17 protein-coding genes are annotated in these 16,222 nt (G+C 67.6%); 8 read left to right on the top strand and 9 right to left on the bottom strand.

Features of this window, described 5'->3' with window-relative positions; translation table 11 throughout:
• Window positions 1-156: 156 nt before the first annotated feature.
• Window positions 157-2,190, top strand: coding sequence for a M3 family metallopeptidase (locus ACIHA7_RS13675; protein WP_397289120.1), 2,034 nt, complete (start codon window positions 157-159; stop codon window positions 2,188-2,190).
• A 168-nt stretch (window positions 2,191-2,358) separates the two neighbouring features.
• The gene (locus ACIHA7_RS13670; protein WP_397289118.1) at window positions 2,359-3,018 is read left to right on the top strand and encodes a S1 family peptidase; all 660 of its coding nucleotides are present in this window, start codon (window positions 2,359-2,361) and stop codon (window positions 3,016-3,018) included.
• 10 nt (window positions 3,019-3,028) lie between these two features.
• Here the strand turns inward: ACIHA7_RS13670 and ACIHA7_RS13665 are convergent, their stop codons facing one another.
• Entirely contained in the window at window positions 3,029-3,703 is a 675-nt protein-coding gene (locus tag ACIHA7_RS13665) for a TerD family protein (RefSeq protein ID WP_397289116.1), read from the bottom strand.
• 187 nt (window positions 3,704-3,890) lie between these two features.
• On the opposite strand from ACIHA7_RS13665, the gene ACIHA7_RS13660 reads away from it, so the two are divergent.
• Window positions 3,891-4,364, top strand: a complete 474-nt coding sequence (locus tag ACIHA7_RS13660; RefSeq protein WP_397289114.1) for an NUDIX hydrolase — start codon at window positions 3,891-3,893, stop codon at window positions 4,362-4,364.
• A gap of 19 nt (window positions 4,365-4,383) precedes the next feature.
• Here ACIHA7_RS13660 and ACIHA7_RS13655 read toward each other — a convergent pair whose 3' ends face one another.
• The 3 genes from ACIHA7_RS13655 to ACIHA7_RS13645 all read right to left on the bottom strand — a co-directional run bounded on the left by ACIHA7_RS13655 (window position 4,384) and on the right by ACIHA7_RS13645 (window position 7,228).
• On the bottom strand, window positions 4,384-5,673 hold the full coding sequence (locus ACIHA7_RS13655) for a hypothetical protein (protein WP_397289112.1): 1,290 nt from the start codon (window positions 5,671-5,673) through the stop codon (window positions 4,384-4,386).
• Between the two features lie 231 nt (window positions 5,674-5,904).
• Entirely contained in the window at window positions 5,905-6,084 is a 180-nt protein-coding gene (locus tag ACIHA7_RS13650; protein WP_159080163.1) for an RNA polymerase sigma factor region1.1 domain-containing protein, read from the bottom strand.
• A 178-nt stretch (window positions 6,085-6,262) separates the two neighbouring features.
• Entirely contained in the window at window positions 6,263-7,228 is a 966-nt protein-coding gene (locus ACIHA7_RS13645; RefSeq protein ID WP_397289110.1) for a G1 family glutamic endopeptidase, read from the bottom strand.
• A 405-nt stretch (window positions 7,229-7,633) separates the two neighbouring features.
• On the opposite strand from ACIHA7_RS13645, the gene ACIHA7_RS13640 reads away from it, so the two are divergent.
• Window positions 7,634-7,897, top strand: a complete 264-nt coding sequence (locus ACIHA7_RS13640; RefSeq protein WP_397289108.1) for a transglycosylase SLT domain-containing protein — start codon at window positions 7,634-7,636, stop codon at window positions 7,895-7,897.
• Window positions 7,898-7,938: 41 nt separating this feature from the next.
• Window positions 7,939-8,406 (top strand): DUF4352 domain-containing protein, encoded by a 468-nt coding sequence (locus ACIHA7_RS13635; protein ID WP_397289106.1) that lies wholly within the window; start codon window positions 7,939-7,941, stop codon window positions 8,404-8,406.
• A gap of 21 nt (window positions 8,407-8,427) precedes the next feature.
• On the opposite strand, the gene ACIHA7_RS13630 is transcribed toward ACIHA7_RS13635, so the two are convergent.
• The gene (locus ACIHA7_RS13630) at window positions 8,428-10,020 is read right to left on the bottom strand and encodes a carboxylesterase/lipase family protein (protein WP_397289104.1); all 1,593 of its coding nucleotides are present in this window, start codon (window positions 10,018-10,020) and stop codon (window positions 8,428-8,430) included.
• 59 nt (window positions 10,021-10,079) lie between these two features.
• Window positions 10,080-10,517: a hypothetical protein gene (locus ACIHA7_RS13625; RefSeq protein ID WP_397289102.1), complete on the bottom strand. Its 438-nt coding sequence runs from the start codon at window positions 10,515-10,517 to the stop codon at window positions 10,080-10,082.
• 326 nt (window positions 10,518-10,843) lie between these two features.
• On the opposite strand from ACIHA7_RS13625, the gene ACIHA7_RS13620 reads away from it, so the two are divergent.
• The 3 genes from ACIHA7_RS13620 (at window position 10,844) to ACIHA7_RS13610 (ending at window position 12,944) form a co-directional block, all read left to right on the top strand.
• Entirely contained in the window at window positions 10,844-11,488 is a 645-nt protein-coding gene (locus ACIHA7_RS13620) for a TetR/AcrR family transcriptional regulator (RefSeq protein ID WP_397289100.1), read from the top strand.
• A 149-nt stretch (window positions 11,489-11,637) separates the two neighbouring features.
• A complete protein-coding gene (locus ACIHA7_RS13615) occupies window positions 11,638-11,997 on the top strand; it encodes an STAS domain-containing protein (RefSeq protein ID WP_397289098.1) in 360 nt (119 codons plus the stop codon).
• Complete coding sequence (locus ACIHA7_RS13610; protein WP_397289096.1) at window positions 11,994-12,944, top strand: anti-sigma factor RsbA family regulatory protein; 951 nt, start codon at window positions 11,994-11,996, stop codon at window positions 12,942-12,944. The genes ACIHA7_RS13615 and ACIHA7_RS13610 overlap by 4 nt, the downstream gene beginning before the upstream one ends.
• Window positions 12,945-12,968: 24 nt before the next feature.
• Here ACIHA7_RS13610 and ACIHA7_RS13605 read toward each other — a convergent pair whose 3' ends face one another.
• The 3 genes from ACIHA7_RS13605 to ACIHA7_RS13595 form a co-directional block, all read right to left on the bottom strand.
• On the bottom strand, window positions 12,969-13,751 hold the full coding sequence (locus ACIHA7_RS13605; protein WP_397289094.1) for a crotonase/enoyl-CoA hydratase family protein: 783 nt from the start codon (window positions 13,749-13,751) through the stop codon (window positions 12,969-12,971).
• A 75-nt stretch (window positions 13,752-13,826) separates the two neighbouring features.
• Window positions 13,827-14,453 carry a TetR/AcrR family transcriptional regulator gene (locus tag ACIHA7_RS13600; protein ID WP_397289092.1) on the bottom strand — a complete coding sequence of 209 codons (627 nt, stop codon included), beginning with the start codon at window positions 14,451-14,453 and terminating at the stop codon, window positions 13,827-13,829.
• A complete protein-coding gene (locus tag ACIHA7_RS13595) occupies window positions 14,450-16,195 on the bottom strand; it encodes an amidohydrolase family protein (protein ID WP_397289090.1) in 1,746 nt (581 codons plus the stop codon). Before ACIHA7_RS13595 ends, ACIHA7_RS13600 begins: the two co-directional genes overlap by 4 nt.
• Window positions 16,196-16,222 lie beyond the last annotated feature (27 nt).

Below are 16,222 nucleotides of genomic sequence, written 5' to 3'. Positions count from 1 at the left end.
TTTCGACATGTCGATTCCCGCACAGCGGACCGGCGAACGCGGTGAGGTCCGCGGCGGTCAGCAGGTCGGCGAGCAACCCGGCGGACACGGCCACATCGCGGCGCATTACCCACATCCACCGACGACCACGGGCCGATCCGGCATAGGGTTTTCCCTATGACGAGCAACCCGTTCTTCGAGCGCAGCACGCTTCCCTACCAGTTGCCGCCGTTCGCCGAGATCGGCGAGGAGCACTACGTGCCGGCGTTCGAGCGCGGCATGGCGGAGCAGTTGACCGAGATCGACGCGATCACCGCCACGGACGAGGAGCCGTCCTTCGGCAATACCGTGGTGGCACTGGAACGCTCGGGAGCGCTGCTCACCCGGGTCTCCAATGTCTTCTTCAACATCGCTTCCTCGGACTTCACTGCGGGGACCGAGGCGATCGAGGCCGAGATGTCGCCGCGGCTGGCCGCGCACCGCGACGCCATCCACCTGAATGCCGACCTCTTCGCCAGGATCGAGTCGCTCTACCGACGCCGCGCCGACCTGGGCCTCGACGCCGAGGAACTGCGGCTGGTCGAGCAGTATCACCTGCGGTTCGTCCGGGCAGGCGCCGGACTGGACGCGGCGGGCCAGACCCGGTTGCGCGAGCTCAACACCGAAATCGCGGCGGCGACCACGGAGTTCGGGCAGAACAACGTGACGGCCAGGAACTCCGCGACGGTGATCGTGACGAAGGCCGAGGAACTGGCCGGGCTGAGCCCCGCCGAGGTGACCGCCGCCGCCGAGAACGCCCGCTCGGCAGGCCACGCGGAGGCCTGGGCGCTGAGCCTGCAGAACGTCTCCAATCAGCCCGTCCTCGCCGAACTCGCCAACCGGGAGCTGCGGCGCAGGGTGATGGCGGTCTCGCTGGGGCGTGGACTGCCCGAGAACGGCGACCTCGCCGTCCGGATCGCCGCCCTGCGCGCCGAACGCGCCGCGCTACTCGGCTACCCGGACCACGCCGCGTACGCGGTGGCCGACCAGACCGCGCGCACCCCCGAGGCCGTCGAGGAGATGCTCGGACGGCTGGTCCCGCCCGCGGTGGCCAACGCCGACCGCGAGGCGACCGAGCTGGCCGCCGCGATGCGCGCGGACGGCACCGACGACGAACTGCGCTCGTGGGATTGGCAGTTCTGGTCGCAGCGGGTGCGGGCCGAGCGGTTCTCGCTGGACGCCGAGGCCTTGCGCCCCTACTTCGAACTAGAGCGGGTGCTGCACGACGGGGTGTTCTTCGCCGCTGAGCAGGTCTACGGGATCACCCTGCGTGAGCGGACGGACCTGGTCGGTTACCACCCGGAGGTCCGGGTCTTCGAGGTGTTCGACGCGGACGGCAGCGCACTGGGGCTGTTCCTCGGTGACTTCTTCGCGCGGCCGTCGAAATACGGCGGGGCCTGGATGAACGAGCTGGTCAGCCAATCCCGGCTGCTGGAAACGCGGCCGGTGGTGGTGAACAACCTCAATATCGTGAAGCCGCCGGCCGGTGAGCCCGCGCTGCTCACCTGGGACAACGTCCGAACGCTCTTTCACGAGTTCGGGCACGCGCTGCACGGGTTGTTCTCGAATGTGCGCTACCCGTTCTTCGCGGGCACCGAGGTGCCGCGCGACTTCGTGGAGTTCCCGTCGCAGGTGAACGAGGTGTGGATGATCCGGCCCGAGGTGCTGGCCAACTATGCCCGCCATATCGAGACCGGCGAGCCGATGCCCGCCGAGCTGGTCGAGCGGATGACGGCGGCGCAGCGGTTCGGTGAGGGCTTCCGAACCGTGGAGTATCTCGGGGCGACGCTGCTGGATTGGGCGTGGCATCGCGTGCCGGGGGCCGAGGCGCTGGCCGGGGCCGACGCCGAGGCGTTCGAGGCGGCGGCGCTGCACAAGGCCGGACTGGCCATCGAGGCGATCCCGCCGCGGTATCGGACGGGTTACTTCGCACACATCTTCGCGGGCGGATACGCCGCCGGGTACTACTCCTATATCTGGAGCGAGGTGCTGGACGCGGACACCGTGGACTGGTTCGACGACGGTGCCGCGTCGATCAGGGAAAAAGGGACGGTCTTCCGGCGCGAACTGCTCGCCAAGGGCGGATCGGTGGACCCGCTGGCGGCGTTCGAAGCCTGCCGCGGGCGGGCCCCTGAGATCGAGCCGCTGCTGGCCCGCCGCGGGCTGATCTGAGGGCCTGGGAACGGCACGGCAGCGCACGCCGGTGGCGTACGCTGCGGAGGATCGCCGCTTCCTACGCGAATTCGGTTGCGACATAGCCCGTTTGGAAACGATCGAGGCGGGAATGTCGCGAACACCCGGCCGGACCGCACCGGGGAGCCGATCCAGAGGAGCCTGCTCGTGACACGAACCGCACTCGCCTTCGCCGCCGCCACCGCAACCGCGCTGCTCGGAACCGCCGCCGCCCAGGCCCAGGCGGACGACACCCCGCCGACCGTCGGCGGTGGCTCCGGCATCCTGGTCGACTCGAAGGTCGGTTGCACCTTGACCACCATCGGTAAGGACAGTGCCGATCGGCTCGTCGGTTTGACCGCCGGGCACTGCGGGGAGCCTGGCTCGGTCGTCGTGGTCGAAGGCGACCCCAACGGTGCGGCGGTGGGCCGATTCGCCTACTCCGACCGTACGTTGGACTACGCGGTCATCGAATTCGACGCCGAGCGGGTGCGTCCGGTGAACGGGGTCGGCGGCACCACCATCACCGGTCTCGGTGCGCCCGCCCAATTTCCGTCGGTGGTGTGCAAGCGCGGCAGCACCAGCGGAACCAGCTGCGGTGTCGTGTGGGGCGATGTGCGCGCAACCAGCACCGAGACCTGGACCCAGATGTGTGTGATGAAGGGCGATTCCGGCGCGCCGGTGGTGGCGGGTACCACGCTGGTCGGCATGGTGAACGCCTATCTCGGCGTCGGTTGCCTCGGGCCGCAGGTCGGCACCAACATCAGCGCCATCATGAACGACCTCAACGCGCGGGGCGGGGTCGGCGCCGGCTATCGGCCGCTCTGACCTCCCCGCGCTACGGCAGGTAGCGCGCCATCTGCGGGACCGCTTCGGCCAGGTGATGAGCGTAAATCCCTTCACCGAGCCCGATGAAGTACCAACATTGCGGTGTGCGAACGAGTTTGCCCATCGCCAGGCCGGTGTGCGGGCCGCCGCTGAGCAGGTAGCGGGTGATCTCGAGGCCCGAGGTGGTGTCGACCAGCCGGAAGTACGCGTTCTCGATCTGCGCGAAACTCTGCCCCGAGTACGAGGTCACGAGGAAGATGACCGAGGTCACCTCGGGCGCCAGCCGCGCCAGCTCGACGGTGATCACCTCGTTGTCCCCCGCGCCGTCCCCGATCGGGCTGTCACCGCTGTGCGCGATCGCCCCGTCCCGCGAGACCAACTGCTCGTGGTAGACGGTGTCCACCAGGACTTCCCCCGCGAAAACCAAAGCGGCCGAATTCAAGTCGATCCGGGTGCCCGGGGTTACCGTGCCGTCGAAATCGACCAGCAAAGTTTGGTCGGAAGGATCCCACCCCAGGGAAACGGCAACGTGCTCCGGCGAGGTGCCATCGGAGTTCTGCAACGGGAAGGACAACCGTGTCCCCTTTCTCAGGGGCGACCACGGTATCCAGCTACCGCAACGCCTAACTATTTCCAACTGTACCCAGGGCTGGTATCGACCGCTCCCGCCGTGCCTGCTCGTCATCGAGAAGCTCGTCATCATTGACGCTGCCGGGTGCGCCGCTACTCCGCGTTCGGCCCGCACCTGTGCTGACCGAACCCGAAAAGCCCGTCACCGGCCGCATACCCCGCAAATCATGAATTCAATCGCAGAGATTCACCACGCTCACAATCCGACCGACGGCGGCGGTCCGGCGCAATACTGTCACCCCATGGCTACCCCCGACTTCATCCGAACCATCCGCGCCGACGCCGGCCAGCAACTGCTGTGGCTACCCGGCGTCAGCGCCGTGGTCTTCGATGACGACGGCAGGCTGCTGCTCGGGCGCCGCGCCGACAGCGGTGCCTGGGCGATCATCGCCGGAATGCCGGAACCCGGCGAGCAGCCTGCGGCCTGCGCCGTCCGAGAGGTGTTCGAGGAGACCGCCGTTCACTGCGTCGCGGAGCGTCTGGTGCTCGTCCAGGCAATGCCGCCGCACACCTACCCGAATGGTGACATCTGCCAGTTCATGGACATCACCATCCGGTGCCGGGCGATCGGCGGCACGGCGCGGGTCAACGACGACGAATCCCTGGAGGTCGGGTGGTTCGAGGTGTCGGCGTTGCCGGAGCTGCCCGCGCACGAGATGCTGCGCGTCGAGCAGGCACGGGGCGACGGGGCGGCGTGGTTCGAACCTGCTCCCTGACAACCGGTTCGGCAGCGCATTACTTCTGCTCGCAGGCGGTGACCGAACCACGCGAGCCTTGGCCCTTGATGGTGCAGGTGTTGGTGCCTGCGCTGCCGTCGACGAGGTTGTTGTTGACGTCGATGGTGATGGTGTCGTCGTCGTTGCCGCCGAAGATGCTGCCGTTGTTGGCGATTGCGGTGATGGTGTCTTTGCCGGTGCCGCCGTTGGGGTCGGCGCCCGCGGTGGGGCCGGTGCCGTCGCCGAGGACGACGGAGTCGGTGGTGCCTACCGTGCCGACGTCGATCTTGTCGTCGCCGTTGCCGCCGATCAGCGTGGCGGCACGGGTGCTCGGGTCCTTGTTGAGCGACGTGGCCGACAGCGTGTCGTTACCGTCGCCGCCGAAAACGCTTGCGCCGAGGTACATGTCGGCGGCCTTGATGGTGTCGTTGCCGTCGTCGCCCCAGAGTGCGGCGCCCGCGCCGCCGAGGGTGCCGCCGGTGACGATGTCGTCGCCGGGGCCGCCGTGCACCCAGCCGCCGGTCATCTCGTCCACCGTGATGGTGTCACCGGCCGCGTCCGGGACGGGCGCGTAGGCATCGCCGTAGATGTCGGCGGCGCCGACGGTTCGGTGGACCGAGATCGTGTCCTTGCCCGCTCCCCCGAACACGGCGTCCGGTGCGTCGGGCGCGGTGCCGCTCGGCGGACGCTCGCCGAGGCTGACGGTGTCGATGGCGATGGTGTCGTCGCCCTCGTCGCCGGATACCCGGCCGCCGTGCGCACCGGCGGTCGTCTCCGGCTTGGCCGGGTCGGGCTGGAAAACATAACCGACACTGCCGATTCGGAGCACGTCGTTGCCCGGCCCGCCCACGACCGCACCGTGGCGCCCGACATTACCGCCCGGCCCCTTCTGCATGACGGCATCGCAGGCGGCGGGCCGCTCTTGGCCGCCGACCGTGATCTCGTCATCGCCGGGACCACCGTCGAGGATGCCGCCGTTGACATCGTTCGCCCCGAGTTCGGCTGCTGGACACAGGAACCGGCCGACATTACGGGCGGAGATCTTGTCCTTGCCCGCACCGCCGGACACCACCGCACCCTCCAGCACGTCACCCTCGATCACGATGGTGTCGTCACCGTCGCCCGCGTCGAGCACCGAACCGGCCGTGAGATTGTCCGAGCAGGTGATGGTGTCGTTACCCGCCGTCACCGCCCCGGCGCAGCCTGCGGGCAATCCCTCCGCCCGCACCGGCGCGACCGCAAGCACCATTCCCGCCAGTAATGCGGACAAGCCCACCATCGACCGTGCACCGCGCGCTCGAACGACCACAGTTCATCCTTCCGGTCTCACCGACAACGATGTCCGGCGTGCACGCCGCTACTGCGCACACCGCCGATTCGTATTCGAACCTGTAAGCCGTTCGGATCGGTCGGGGATCCAGGGGACGCGGATCGCGTCGGGCCCGGCGGGATTCGGATCCGGCACTGCCGGAGTGAGTTCGCTGCCCCGCGGCAGCGACCAGGCCGTGGGTTACTGTGCGAACCTTCCGGCGCAGCAGCGCTATTCGACCGGATCGGATTCGTAGACGGGGATTCCCCTCGCGTCCAGCATCTGGATGATGCCGACGAACTGATCGCGATCGCCGACGGCCTCGGGGACATACTCATTGATCTCGGCGTGGGTGATGTACTTCTGTTCGTGCCCGAGCGCGATGAGTTCTTTCATTCCGGGATTCGCCATGCAATGTCTCCAGTGTCGGGTGGCCGAACGGCTGTCCGTCCAGGGACGGCCAAGGCTATCAGCGCGACCGGGGTGACGACTGAGATATCGCTGGACTCTTGATGTTTGACGGCCACCGCCGGTGGCGCGGCGTCGCCGCGCTCGGCGACGGACGCCACGCGGGCAGCCGAGCAGCGAACTATTTGGCGATGGTGAAGCTGGTGCCGTTCTCGGCGATCGGGCCTGGACCGAGCTCACCATTCGTGGCGGCGATCGAATAACCCACCGGCTCGAATGCGGTCAATGGTTTTCCGTCGATCCGCACATTGGTGAAGGCGATCGGGCTGAACGTCGGCAGGGCGCTGTTCAGCTGTCCTTCGACGATGATTTCCGCGCTCAACGCGGGGGCGTCGGACTCCGCGACGGTGGTCCGCGTCCAATTCTGCGTCATATTCGCCAGCGTCATGGTGTACGCCTTACCGTCGAAGGTGACCGACGCACTCATTTTGTCGCCGGGGTTCGAGGTCACATCCGGATAGATCACCGGACCCGCCGGATAGGCTTCCCACAGCGCCATTCGATACGTCTGCTGGGCACACATCGCGGCGCCCTGAGCCGAGCCGGTGCCCAGCACCGCGCACCCTTCGGAGGCGACCTGCCCAATCTGGCTGTTCATACTCTGGGCCGCCCTGACCGCATTACGGAACCACGCGGGATTATCGGCGACGGTGGCGCTGGCCATATTGAGGACCGCCAATCCAGGCACCGAGGCGAGCGCGCCCGCCGGGCTGACGCAAATGGCCTCGGAGCCGGTCTGCATCAACGGCAGGGCCTGCTTGCCGTTGACCAGCGTCCCGTTCAGGCCGACCCAGGGCACTACGCGCTGGATCACGCCCGTGTCCGAGCAGGTGACTTCGGGTTCGATCCATTCCGCGCTGACGCTCGTGAAATTGCCCGTGACGACGTAACCGGCCCAGTTCGTGCCGCGGATGCGCGGCGGCGTCGGCTCCGATTTCGCTCCCGGCGGCGACTTCGGTGCCGGATTCGGCTCCGGCGCCGCCTGCGCTGGCACCAGCGATGGCGAAACCAGCACCACCACGATCGCCCCCACCACCGACGCGGCGAGACGGCTTCGAATACGCGTCCGACCCGGGGTAGTCGTCATGAAGGGCCACGATAGCCGAAAAGTATGACCGAGTGGCGACGGCACACCCCACGGGACCGCAGAAATTACGCCGGTACCCCGAACCTACGATTGTTTCATTTCGCGGACACTCCGGCGCAGCTGCACCACATTGCCGGTTACCAGTGATTTGCTGAATTAGCACTACCGGCTTGGAGATCGACCCGTGGATACGAAAGGACCGAATCGATGATGCGGTACTTCATTCCTACTCTTACAGCAGCCGTCTGTGCCATTTTCCTCGGTGCCGCTCCGGCGAACGCCGTCGCCACCGACTGCGCGGCCCCCGATGCACCGCCGATTTGCGCGACGCCGTCGAGCAGTTGGAAAACCCATCCGGTGGGTTCCTCGCTCTCGCTACCCAGGGCCGGCGTCAAGGCGCTGGCCATGACAATGGTGCCGCCGCACCATTTCTGGGCGTTCGACAACATCATCACCCGGGAAAGCGGCTGGAATGTCTTCGCCGTCAATCCGGAGAGCGGCGCCTACGGGCTCGGCCAGGCCCTGCCGCCACACAAGATGGGCACCCACGGGCTCGACTGGCCGTTCAACCCGGTGACCCAGATCCGCTGGACCTACGACTACATGAACAAGCGCTACGGCAGCCCCATCGGCGCCTGGGAATTCTGGCAAGCGCACCACTGGTACTGATCCGCGATACACAGGGACGCGGCGCACCTAGTCTTGATTCCGTGCGTCGGCTACTCCCCCTCTTGCTGCTTTCCCTCACTGCCTGCGCCGCGGAGTCGGCCCCGGCGCCGCCACCTCCGCCCACCACCACCGAACACGTCCGCACACCGCAGGACTGCACCAAGCTGACGGTCACCGCCATGACCGTCGAGCCCGGCATCGCCTACATCTTCGGCACGCACGCCGAGTGGCTGCCCAAGGGGCAGTTCATCCGGATCAGGGTGGCGATCACCAACACGGACAACACCTTCCGCACCACCCGACCGAGCGACTACCACCTCGACGACGCGGCCGATCGCCCGCACCAGCCCAGCGTCGACGCGATGGCGATCAAGCGCCAGCCCACCGAGCTCACCCTCGGTGCCGGGAATCGGGCGGAAATGGACCTCTGGTACGACATCCCGGTCGATACGTCCGCAAAACTGCTGCGCGACAACACCTGTGCCACCACGATTGCGCTGCCCGGTTAGCGCACCGCAGGCGGGAGCGGATCAAGGAGCAGGGATGCCGGACCAGAGATCGCAGTGGTGGTTTCGAGATATGTCGGCGATGGTGAAGTTCTCCGGTTCGAGGACCAGCGTCTGGTCACCGGTGTGCCTGGGCCAGTCCGGCAGGCCCTTACCGTTCGGGTCGCCGGCCCAAACGAAACCGGACCAGTAGCGGATCATCTTGTCGGACAAGTCTTTCTGGGCGGGACCGGCCGGTGGCGAAACATCCTTCAGGTCGAACAGGTAGGGCAGCTCGAAAGCGTGTGACGCGCCCAGCGGGAAGGGTGGCGGGGTGGGCACGCCGGGCAGCGGCGCGGCATTGCGGTCCGCGAACTGGTAGGCGTACACCGGGCCGGTACGGACGAGAGATTGCGCCATGCCCGCGATCGGGCAGACGAAAAGGTAGTCGGTCATCACCGCCGACCAGGCCAGCGTCGGCTGGTCGTAGGCGGTCAGTGGATACCGCTCGGCCACGGCGTCGGCTCGGGGGCCGAACGCCGTCAGCAGCTGGGGATACTGCTCGGCGGCGATCGTCTGCCGGGCGGTGAAGTAGGTGTACTCGTCGTGGTTCGAGCCGATGAGCACCGGCACCTTCGCGGCCTTACCCGCGCGGAAGGCGGCCAGCGGGTCTTCGGGCAGCAAGGGCTGACCGAAGATCGGACCGGGCAGCCCGTCTCCGCCCTCGCCGGTGAACTGCAACGGAGTCGCGGCGACCTTGTCCGCGGGCAGCGCGCGCAGGCACTGCGCGGTGGCGGCGTCGGCGCCAGGGCAGCCGAGCGTCGCCGCGTATTGCTCGCTCTTCGCGACCGCGGTCGCCCGGTCGGCCTGCAATTCGCACGGGCCGCTCTGCAAGATCGCGCCGTGGAACAACCGCTCCGAGGCGGGCGACACCAGGTGATCACACACCGACATCGCCCCTGCCGACTCACCGGCGATGGTCACCTCGGCCGGATCGCCGCCGAACGCCGCGATATTGTCGCGCACCCAGCGCAGCGCAGCCTGCTGATCCATCAGCCCGAAATTGCCCACCTGCCCGTCCTCGTGCGCCACCGAGGGATGTCCGAGAAAGCCGAGCGCCCCCAGCCGGTAGTTGACCGTGACCACCACCATGTCGCCGGTCCGCACCAGCCGCGACGGGTCGTACCAGTCGCCGCTGCCCACGACGAAGGCCCCGCCGTGGAACCACACCATGACCGGTCGGGGCCGCTCGGACGTGCTGCTCGGCGTCGACACGTTCAGAAACAGGCAGTCCTCGCTGCCCGAGAGCGGTCCGGGACCTTCCGCCTGGAGGCACTGCGCGCCCGGTGCGGTGGCGTCCCGCTCCTGCGACCAGATGGCCGGTGCGGCGGGCGGTTTCCAGCGCAGTTCGCCGGTAGGTGCTGCCGCATAAGGTATGCCGGAGAACGCGCGCACGTCCGCGGTCACCGAACCGCGCACCGGCCCGGACTGGGTCCGCACGACCGCCGCATCGGTCGCCTGCTGCCCGTTCGAGTCGTCGCACCCGACCAGCGCGCCGCACACCACGGCGAGGACGGCGATTGGCACGGCCATCCGCCGTGCCCGCACCCGGAGCTTGTCGGACCAGTAGGCGTTCATCGCGGAGCCTCTCTGTCGCGGGACGGTCGGCGCAGCCGCGGTGCGAACTACCGCGGCCGCTAGGAAGCGCTACCGGTGGCCGGACGCGACCGCCGCCGTTCACACGCGGCGGCGTCGGCATTCGGACGGTCCGCACCAACGCGGGCACAGCCCTGCGCCGTGTACCCCTCGCGATCGTAACCCTGCCTGTCATAGCCGAACCTGTCGTAACCGAAGCGGTTGTAACCGAACTTGTCGTAACCGAAGACGTCGTAACCGTCTATCCCGTAGCGGTCCGTTTCGTCGTGGTCGTCGAAGCCGCCAGGCCGGTGGTGCGGACCCGTATCGAGGGTTCCGTCGGGGTTGTTGCAGCCGACATCGGTCGACGCCTTGCACGGCAGGCCGGAGGCCACCGGGACGAGGACCGCAGCCGGTGCCAATACCAGGGTTGCGGCGACCACGGTCCGCACCATCATCCGTCGCGCACCACCGGAACGCACACTCTTCTTCGACACCATCGACCTCTGATTCACCGGGAACGCACACATCGCGTTCGGATTCGAGACAGACCCTTCCCACCGGAAATTTCTCCTGGTGCGACAGGGTGTCTAAAGCATTGGAGTACAGCGTTTTTCGGCTTGCCGACCCAATGCGACGAAGATATCCGAAACGAAACCGTTTACGCCTCAGGGGAATCCCCCATTTCGCCGTCGATCGTTCGACGTACGCTTCCGCAAGGTTCCCGGGGCGGCAGCCCACCGGACGCTCATCGGCGCCGCACCCGAACACGACAAATCTCCACTATCACGACCGATCGGTCGGACTTATTGAAGAGGATATCGACATGACGAACAGGCCCCCGGCCGACGGGCGCCGAGCGCGCGGCGACCGATCCAGAACGGCCGTGCTGGACGCGGTTGTCGCACTCGCCTCCGTCGAGGGACTCGGCGCGCTGAGCATGGGCCAGGTGGCCGCCGAGGCCGGTGTGAGCAAGTCCGGACTGTTCTCGCTCTGGCGCGACAAGGAGGAGCTGCAGTTGGCGGCCATCGAGCGCGCGCGACTGCAGTGGACGGAGCGGGTCGCGCAGCCCGCCATGGAAGCACCGGCCGGCGTGCGTCAATTGTGGGCGCTGCACGAAGCGCGATTGGCCTTCTATACCGGCCGGGTGCTGCCCGGCGGCTGCTTCTTCGTGACCGTCCAGCACGAGTTCGACGACCAGCCGGGGCCGGTGCGCGACCGAGTGGTCAGCCTTGCTCGCGAATGGGATTCCTTCGTACACAACATAATTCGCACCGCACTCGACGCAGGCCAGCTGCGGCAGGACACCGACCCCGGCGTGCTCGCCTTCGAGCTCGACGCGCTCGGCTACGCCGCGGTCACCCGCTCGCGCCTGCTGGAGCACGACGCCGCGTTCGCGCAGTCGCGCGCCGCCATGCTGTGGCGACTGCGGGCCTACTGCACCGATCCGTCGATCCTGCCCGCAACCTGAGCGGAACTCGACGACCCATCGTCCGCGCACGTCATCGCCGTCGAACAGTACGGCAGGCACAGCGGACCGCTTGATGGTCGCCGTGCGTCGACGCGTAAGTTCGTGCATAAGTTTCCCTGCCGTGGATAGGCAGAAGGGGTGGTACGACGGTGCAGGCCGAACCAGCGAGACCCGCCGAACGGTGTCCCGCTATCTCGCCGGATACAACCAGGTTGCGGACGGTTCCGACCAGCGAGCCACCTGGGCTACGCTGCGTGGGTCAGGTGGACTTCGCGACGCACGACGCGTGGCAGAGCGCGCTGGACGAGCTACCCGTCGCACCCGACATCCACCTGGAATTGTCCGAGCTGACCTTCATAGATACACATGGCACCCTGATACTGGTGGAAGCCACGAATCAGTCGGCCGAGGGGCGCCGGGTCGTGCTGCACAACCCGCCTGTGACGCTGGTCCGCATCCTCGAGTTGTTCTGGCCGTCGCTTCCCACAATTGAGGTAGACCGCGCATGACCATCACCACCACCGATCCACTACCCACGACCGACCCTTTCGTGCACCCGGCGCTGTTCTACAGCGACACCGAGGAGTACCTGGCGGGCACCGTAGGGTTCATCCGGGCCGGACTGGCCAACAACGAACCGGTCGCGGTCTCGGTGCCCGGGCCGAATCTGGAGCTGATCCGCGCCGAACTCGGCGCCGATGCCGAGTCGGTGCGGCTGATGGACATGACCGTCGAAGGCCGCAACCCGGGCCGGATCATTCCGGGCGTGCTGCGCGCCTTCGCCGACACCCATCCGACCGGCCGCGTGCGGATCATCGGCGAACCCATCTGGGCCGGGCGCTCGGCGACCGAGTATCCGGCGTGCGTCCAGCACGAAGCGCTGATCAACGCCGCGTTCACCGGGCGTGAGGTCACCATCCTGTGCCCCTACGACACCGAACGCCTCGATCCGACCGTGTTGGTCGACGCGCACGCCACACACCCGACACTGATCGACAGCGGCGGTGAACGCGCCAGCAACGCATACGATCCCGACCGCATCGTCGCCTCGTACAACAAGCCGTTGGCCCCGCCGCCCGCCGTCGCGAGCGTGTTCGCCTTCGATGCCGCGACGCTCGCCGAGACCCGACACCGGGCAGGCGCCTACGCGCGCGGTCTCGGCATGGACAACGACCGGATCATCGATCTGGAGTTGGTGATCGCCGAGACCATCACCAACTCGGTGGTGCACGGCGGCGGCAGCGGCACGCTCGCGCTGTGGCTCGAGGGCAGGCAGCTACGCGCCCAGGTCCGCGACGCGGGTCACATCACCAATCCGCTCGCGGGCCGCCTGCCACCGCAGCCGTTCCAATTCGGCGGTCGGGGCCTGCTGCTGGTCAACCACCTCACCGACCTGGTCCGCATCCACACCGGCGTGCACGGCACCACGATCCAGATGGATCTGCGCCTGGCCTGAGCGGCCCGCGAAAAGGCTTCGGCCTTATTCGCCGGTGAACCGCGCCTTGCGCCGCTCGACGAACGATTGGATGCCCTCCGCACCGTCGGCCGTCGCGAACAGCTTCGTGACATCGCCGACCAGGTGTTCGGCCGCGGCGGCATTGCCTTCGTCGCGGGCGCGGTGCGCGGAGGCGAGGATGGTGCGCACGCCCAATGGTGCCGAGTCCTCGGCGATCTCGGTGGCCAGCGTGCGCGCGGCGGCCAGTGCCGTCGCGGCGTCGGGGGCGACCTGCTGAACCAGGCCGATCCGGTAGGCCTCCGCGGCATCGAACTCGGCACCGCTGAGCACCCAACGCATCGCGTTGCCCCAGCCCGCTTCCCGCCAGAACCGCAGCGTCGCGCCACCGAACGGGTAGATGCCGCGCCGGACCTCCAGCTGACTGAACCGGGTGTCTTCGGCGGCGAATCGGATGTCGGCGGCCAGCAGCAGCTCGATGCCGAGCGTCATGCACCAGCCCTGCGCCACGGCGATCACCGGCTTGGTCCAGCGGTAGTTCAACCGCCACGGATCAAGTCCGTCCTCGGGATAGGTGATCGCGCCCGAGGCGAGCGCGGGCGCGACATCGACCAGGTCGAGGCCCGCGGTGAAATGTTGGCCGTGCCCGAACAGCACGCCGGCGCGCAGCTCGTCGTCGCGCTCGAGCAGGGCGTATGCGCGGGAGAGCGCTTCGAGCATTTCAAGGGTGAACGCGTTGCGCTTGTCCGGGCGGTTCAGCCCGATGAGCAGGACATGTCCGTCGCGTTCGACGGTAACGGTGTCGGCCATGGCTTCAGTCAACAAGACTGCTATTGATTATGCAATAGACCATAATCGGTGCGGTCGGGTCGGCGCGAAGGTTGCTCAGGAGCTCGATTCGACGCGACTCTGCTCGGCCAGCCGCTGAAAGGTGGCTGCGATGTACTCGATTCGAGTGTCTTCGAGCTCGGGTCTGGGGTACGTGGAGCGGAAGATCGCCTCGCCGTCGAACATGTGCACAATCGAGGTGGCCAGCAGGCGCGCGATATCGGCAGGGACGGCGGGGCCGAGGGCCGCGACGGCGACGCGCTCGACGTCGTCGATCAGCGCGCGGGCGACCGGGGCGAGCCGGGCCCGCAGCTCCGATTCGGTGCGCGCGGCGACCAGCAGTTCGAACCAGACCGTGTTGGTCTCCTGCCGGATCTGATTGCGGGCGCGGTGCAGGATATGCGTCAAATCCAGTGGCCGGTCCGGGTTTTCGCGCGCGCGAATATTGTCGAACGCGCACATGTGCCTGCGGCCGACCTCCTCGGCGGCGGCCACCACCAGGTCGGTGCGCGAGTCGAAGTGCCGGAAGATGCCGCCCTTGGAGACGCCCGCGCGGCGGCTGATCTCACCGAGCGAGGCGTTGTGGTAGCCGACCTCGGCGATGGCCTCGATGGTGGCCTCGACGAGTTTGGTGATCGTGGCGGCGCGGCGCTGGGCCTGGGTTCGGCGCGGTGGCGCGGTCACCGCACCTGGGACCTGAGGAATCGCCCGGTGCGGTCGGTGCCGAGGATCGGCGCGGCCGTGCCGTCGCCGAACACGTACTTGCCGCCGATGAAGACGGCCGAGACCGCTCCGTCATTGCGATTCACCATGCGAGACAGATTGTCATACTGCGCGACCGGACTCTCGGCGTAGGCGTCCAGTGAGTCGTCCAGGTACGCCGGATCGATGACCACCAGATCCGCTCGGTCACCCGCGCGCAGGTGGCCCGCATCGATCCCGTACCAGTCGGCGAGTTCGCCGGTGAGCCGGTGCACCGCGCGCTCCAGCGAGAGAAACGGCGCCCCCGCTCGCTCGGCGTCGTGCACGCGGCGCAGGAAGCGGAGCCCGAAATTGTAGAAAGCCATGTTCCGCAGGTGCGCACCGGCGTCCGAAAACCCGAGCTGCACACCGGGGTTCGCGCCGAGCCTGGTCAAGAACTTCGGCCGATGATTGGAAATCGTGGTGCGCCAGCGCAGTTTGGTGCCGTGGGCGACCACCAGATCGAGGAACGCGTCCACCGGGTGCGTGCCGCCGCGTTCCACGCCGACCTGCCCGAACGTCTTCCCGACCACCGAATCGTCCGGGCAGGAGACGATCTCGGCGTCGAAGAAGTCACGGTGCCAGACCCGCATCCCGAACTTGGCGTCGTAGTCCTTGCGGAACCGCCGCCGATACGACTCGTCCTGCATCAGGGCGTTGCGCTCGACCTGGTCGGCGAGGTGCAGCGCCGCGGCACCCGAGCCGAACTCCTCGAAGATCACCAGGTCGATGCCGTCGGCGTAGACCTCGAACGGCACCGGCAGGTGCTGCCAACGGAAGTCACCACCGAGCGCGTTCAATGCGCGCGCGATCGGTCCCATGAGGTAGACCAGCGCCGGGTTCGCCTTGATGTCGGCGGCCGAGAGCAGCGTGGTCTTCAATCGCTTGCGGAAGATGCCGAGGCTGCTGAGCGTCATCGCGGCGATACTGCGCACCGAGGCGATGTCGGGACCCGCCTGCAATACGCGGCCACGTCGCCGCAGAATCGCGTTGAGTCTGCGGCGTTCTCGTGCCTTGGCGTAGGTCGACGGCAGGGTGCGTGAGCGGCAGGTGTCGCCGTCGAGCTTGTCGAAGAGCAGCTGCTGGGCCGACATTCCGACGAATCCGGCATCGAGCGCCTCGGTCAGCGCCGCCTCCATGGCCGCCTGTTCGGCGGGTGTGGGCCTGACCTCCTTGCGGGTCGCGCGGTCGAGGCCCAGCTGCGCGGTCCTGATATCCGAATGACCGAGCATGGCAGCGATATTCGGGCCGAGCGGCAGCTTCTCCAGCGCCGCGATGTACTCCCGCGCGGACTGCCAGGTCTTGACCTCTTCGACGGCCTGGATGACGTGGCGGCGCGGGATCGCCTCGACCCGGCCGAACAGATCGCCCGCGTCGGTCGCCCCGACGTGCACGGTCGACAGCGAACACGACCCGAGCAGCACCGTGGTGATGCCGTGGCGCACCGACTCGGTGAGCGCGGGGGTCTTCAGCACCTCGATGTCGTAGTGCGTATGGATGTCGATCATCCCGGGGACAACCCACTTGCCCGCGGCCTCGATGACATTCGGACAGCCCGTCTCGTCAAGTGAGTCCGCCGACACCGTGGCGACACGATCCCCGCACAGTCCGATGTGCCGCGTGGCGGAGGGCGAACCGGCACCGTCGAACCAGCGCCCGGACTTGATGATCGTGTCGTAGCTCACTCCCACATTGCAACCGATCGGTCACTA

This window comes from Nocardia sp. NPDC052316 (genome assembly GCF_044547795.1).
Taxonomy (GTDB): domain Bacteria; phylum Actinomycetota; class Actinomycetes; order Mycobacteriales; family Mycobacteriaceae; genus Nocardia.
The sequence above is the reverse complement of the archived record's forward strand: the minus strand, read 5'-3'. Positions and strand labels throughout refer to the sequence as shown.

Excerpts from the sequence above, each read along its gene's own strand:
- ACIHA7_RS13610 (WP_397289096.1), top strand. The coding sequence starts at position 11,994 with ATGACCATCACCACCACCGATCCACTACCCACGACCGACCCTTTCGTG.
- ACIHA7_RS13630 (WP_397289104.1), bottom strand. The coding sequence starts at position 10,020 with ATGAACGCCTACTGGTCCGACAAGCTCCGGGTGCGGGCACGGCGGATG.
- ACIHA7_RS13665 (WP_397289116.1), bottom strand. The coding sequence starts at position 3,703 with ATGACGAGCAGGCACGGCGGGAGCGGTCGATACCAGCCCTGGGTACAG.
- ACIHA7_RS13675 (WP_397289120.1), top strand. The coding sequence starts at position 157 with ATGACGAGCAACCCGTTCTTCGAGCGCAGCACGCTTCCCTACCAGTTG.
- ACIHA7_RS13640 (WP_397289108.1), top strand. The coding sequence starts at position 7,634 with ATGACAATGGTGCCGCCGCACCATTTCTGGGCGTTCGACAACATCATC.
- ACIHA7_RS13625 (WP_397289102.1), bottom strand. The coding sequence starts at position 10,517 with ATGGTGTCGAAGAAGAGTGTGCGTTCCGGTGGTGCGCGACGGATGATG.
- ACIHA7_RS13620 (WP_397289100.1), top strand. The coding sequence starts at position 10,844 with ATGACGAACAGGCCCCCGGCCGACGGGCGCCGAGCGCGCGGCGACCGA.
- ACIHA7_RS13660 (WP_397289114.1), top strand. The coding sequence starts at position 3,891 with ATGGCTACCCCCGACTTCATCCGAACCATCCGCGCCGACGCCGGCCAG.
- ACIHA7_RS13645 (WP_397289110.1), bottom strand. The coding sequence starts at position 7,228 with ATGACGACTACCCCGGGTCGGACGCGTATTCGAAGCCGTCTCGCCGCG.
- ACIHA7_RS13650 (WP_159080163.1), bottom strand. The coding sequence starts at position 6,084 with ATGGCGAATCCCGGAATGAAAGAACTCATCGCGCTCGGGCACGAACAG.
- ACIHA7_RS13605 (WP_397289094.1), bottom strand. The coding sequence starts at position 13,751 with ATGGCCGACACCGTTACCGTCGAACGCGACGGACATGTCCTGCTCATC.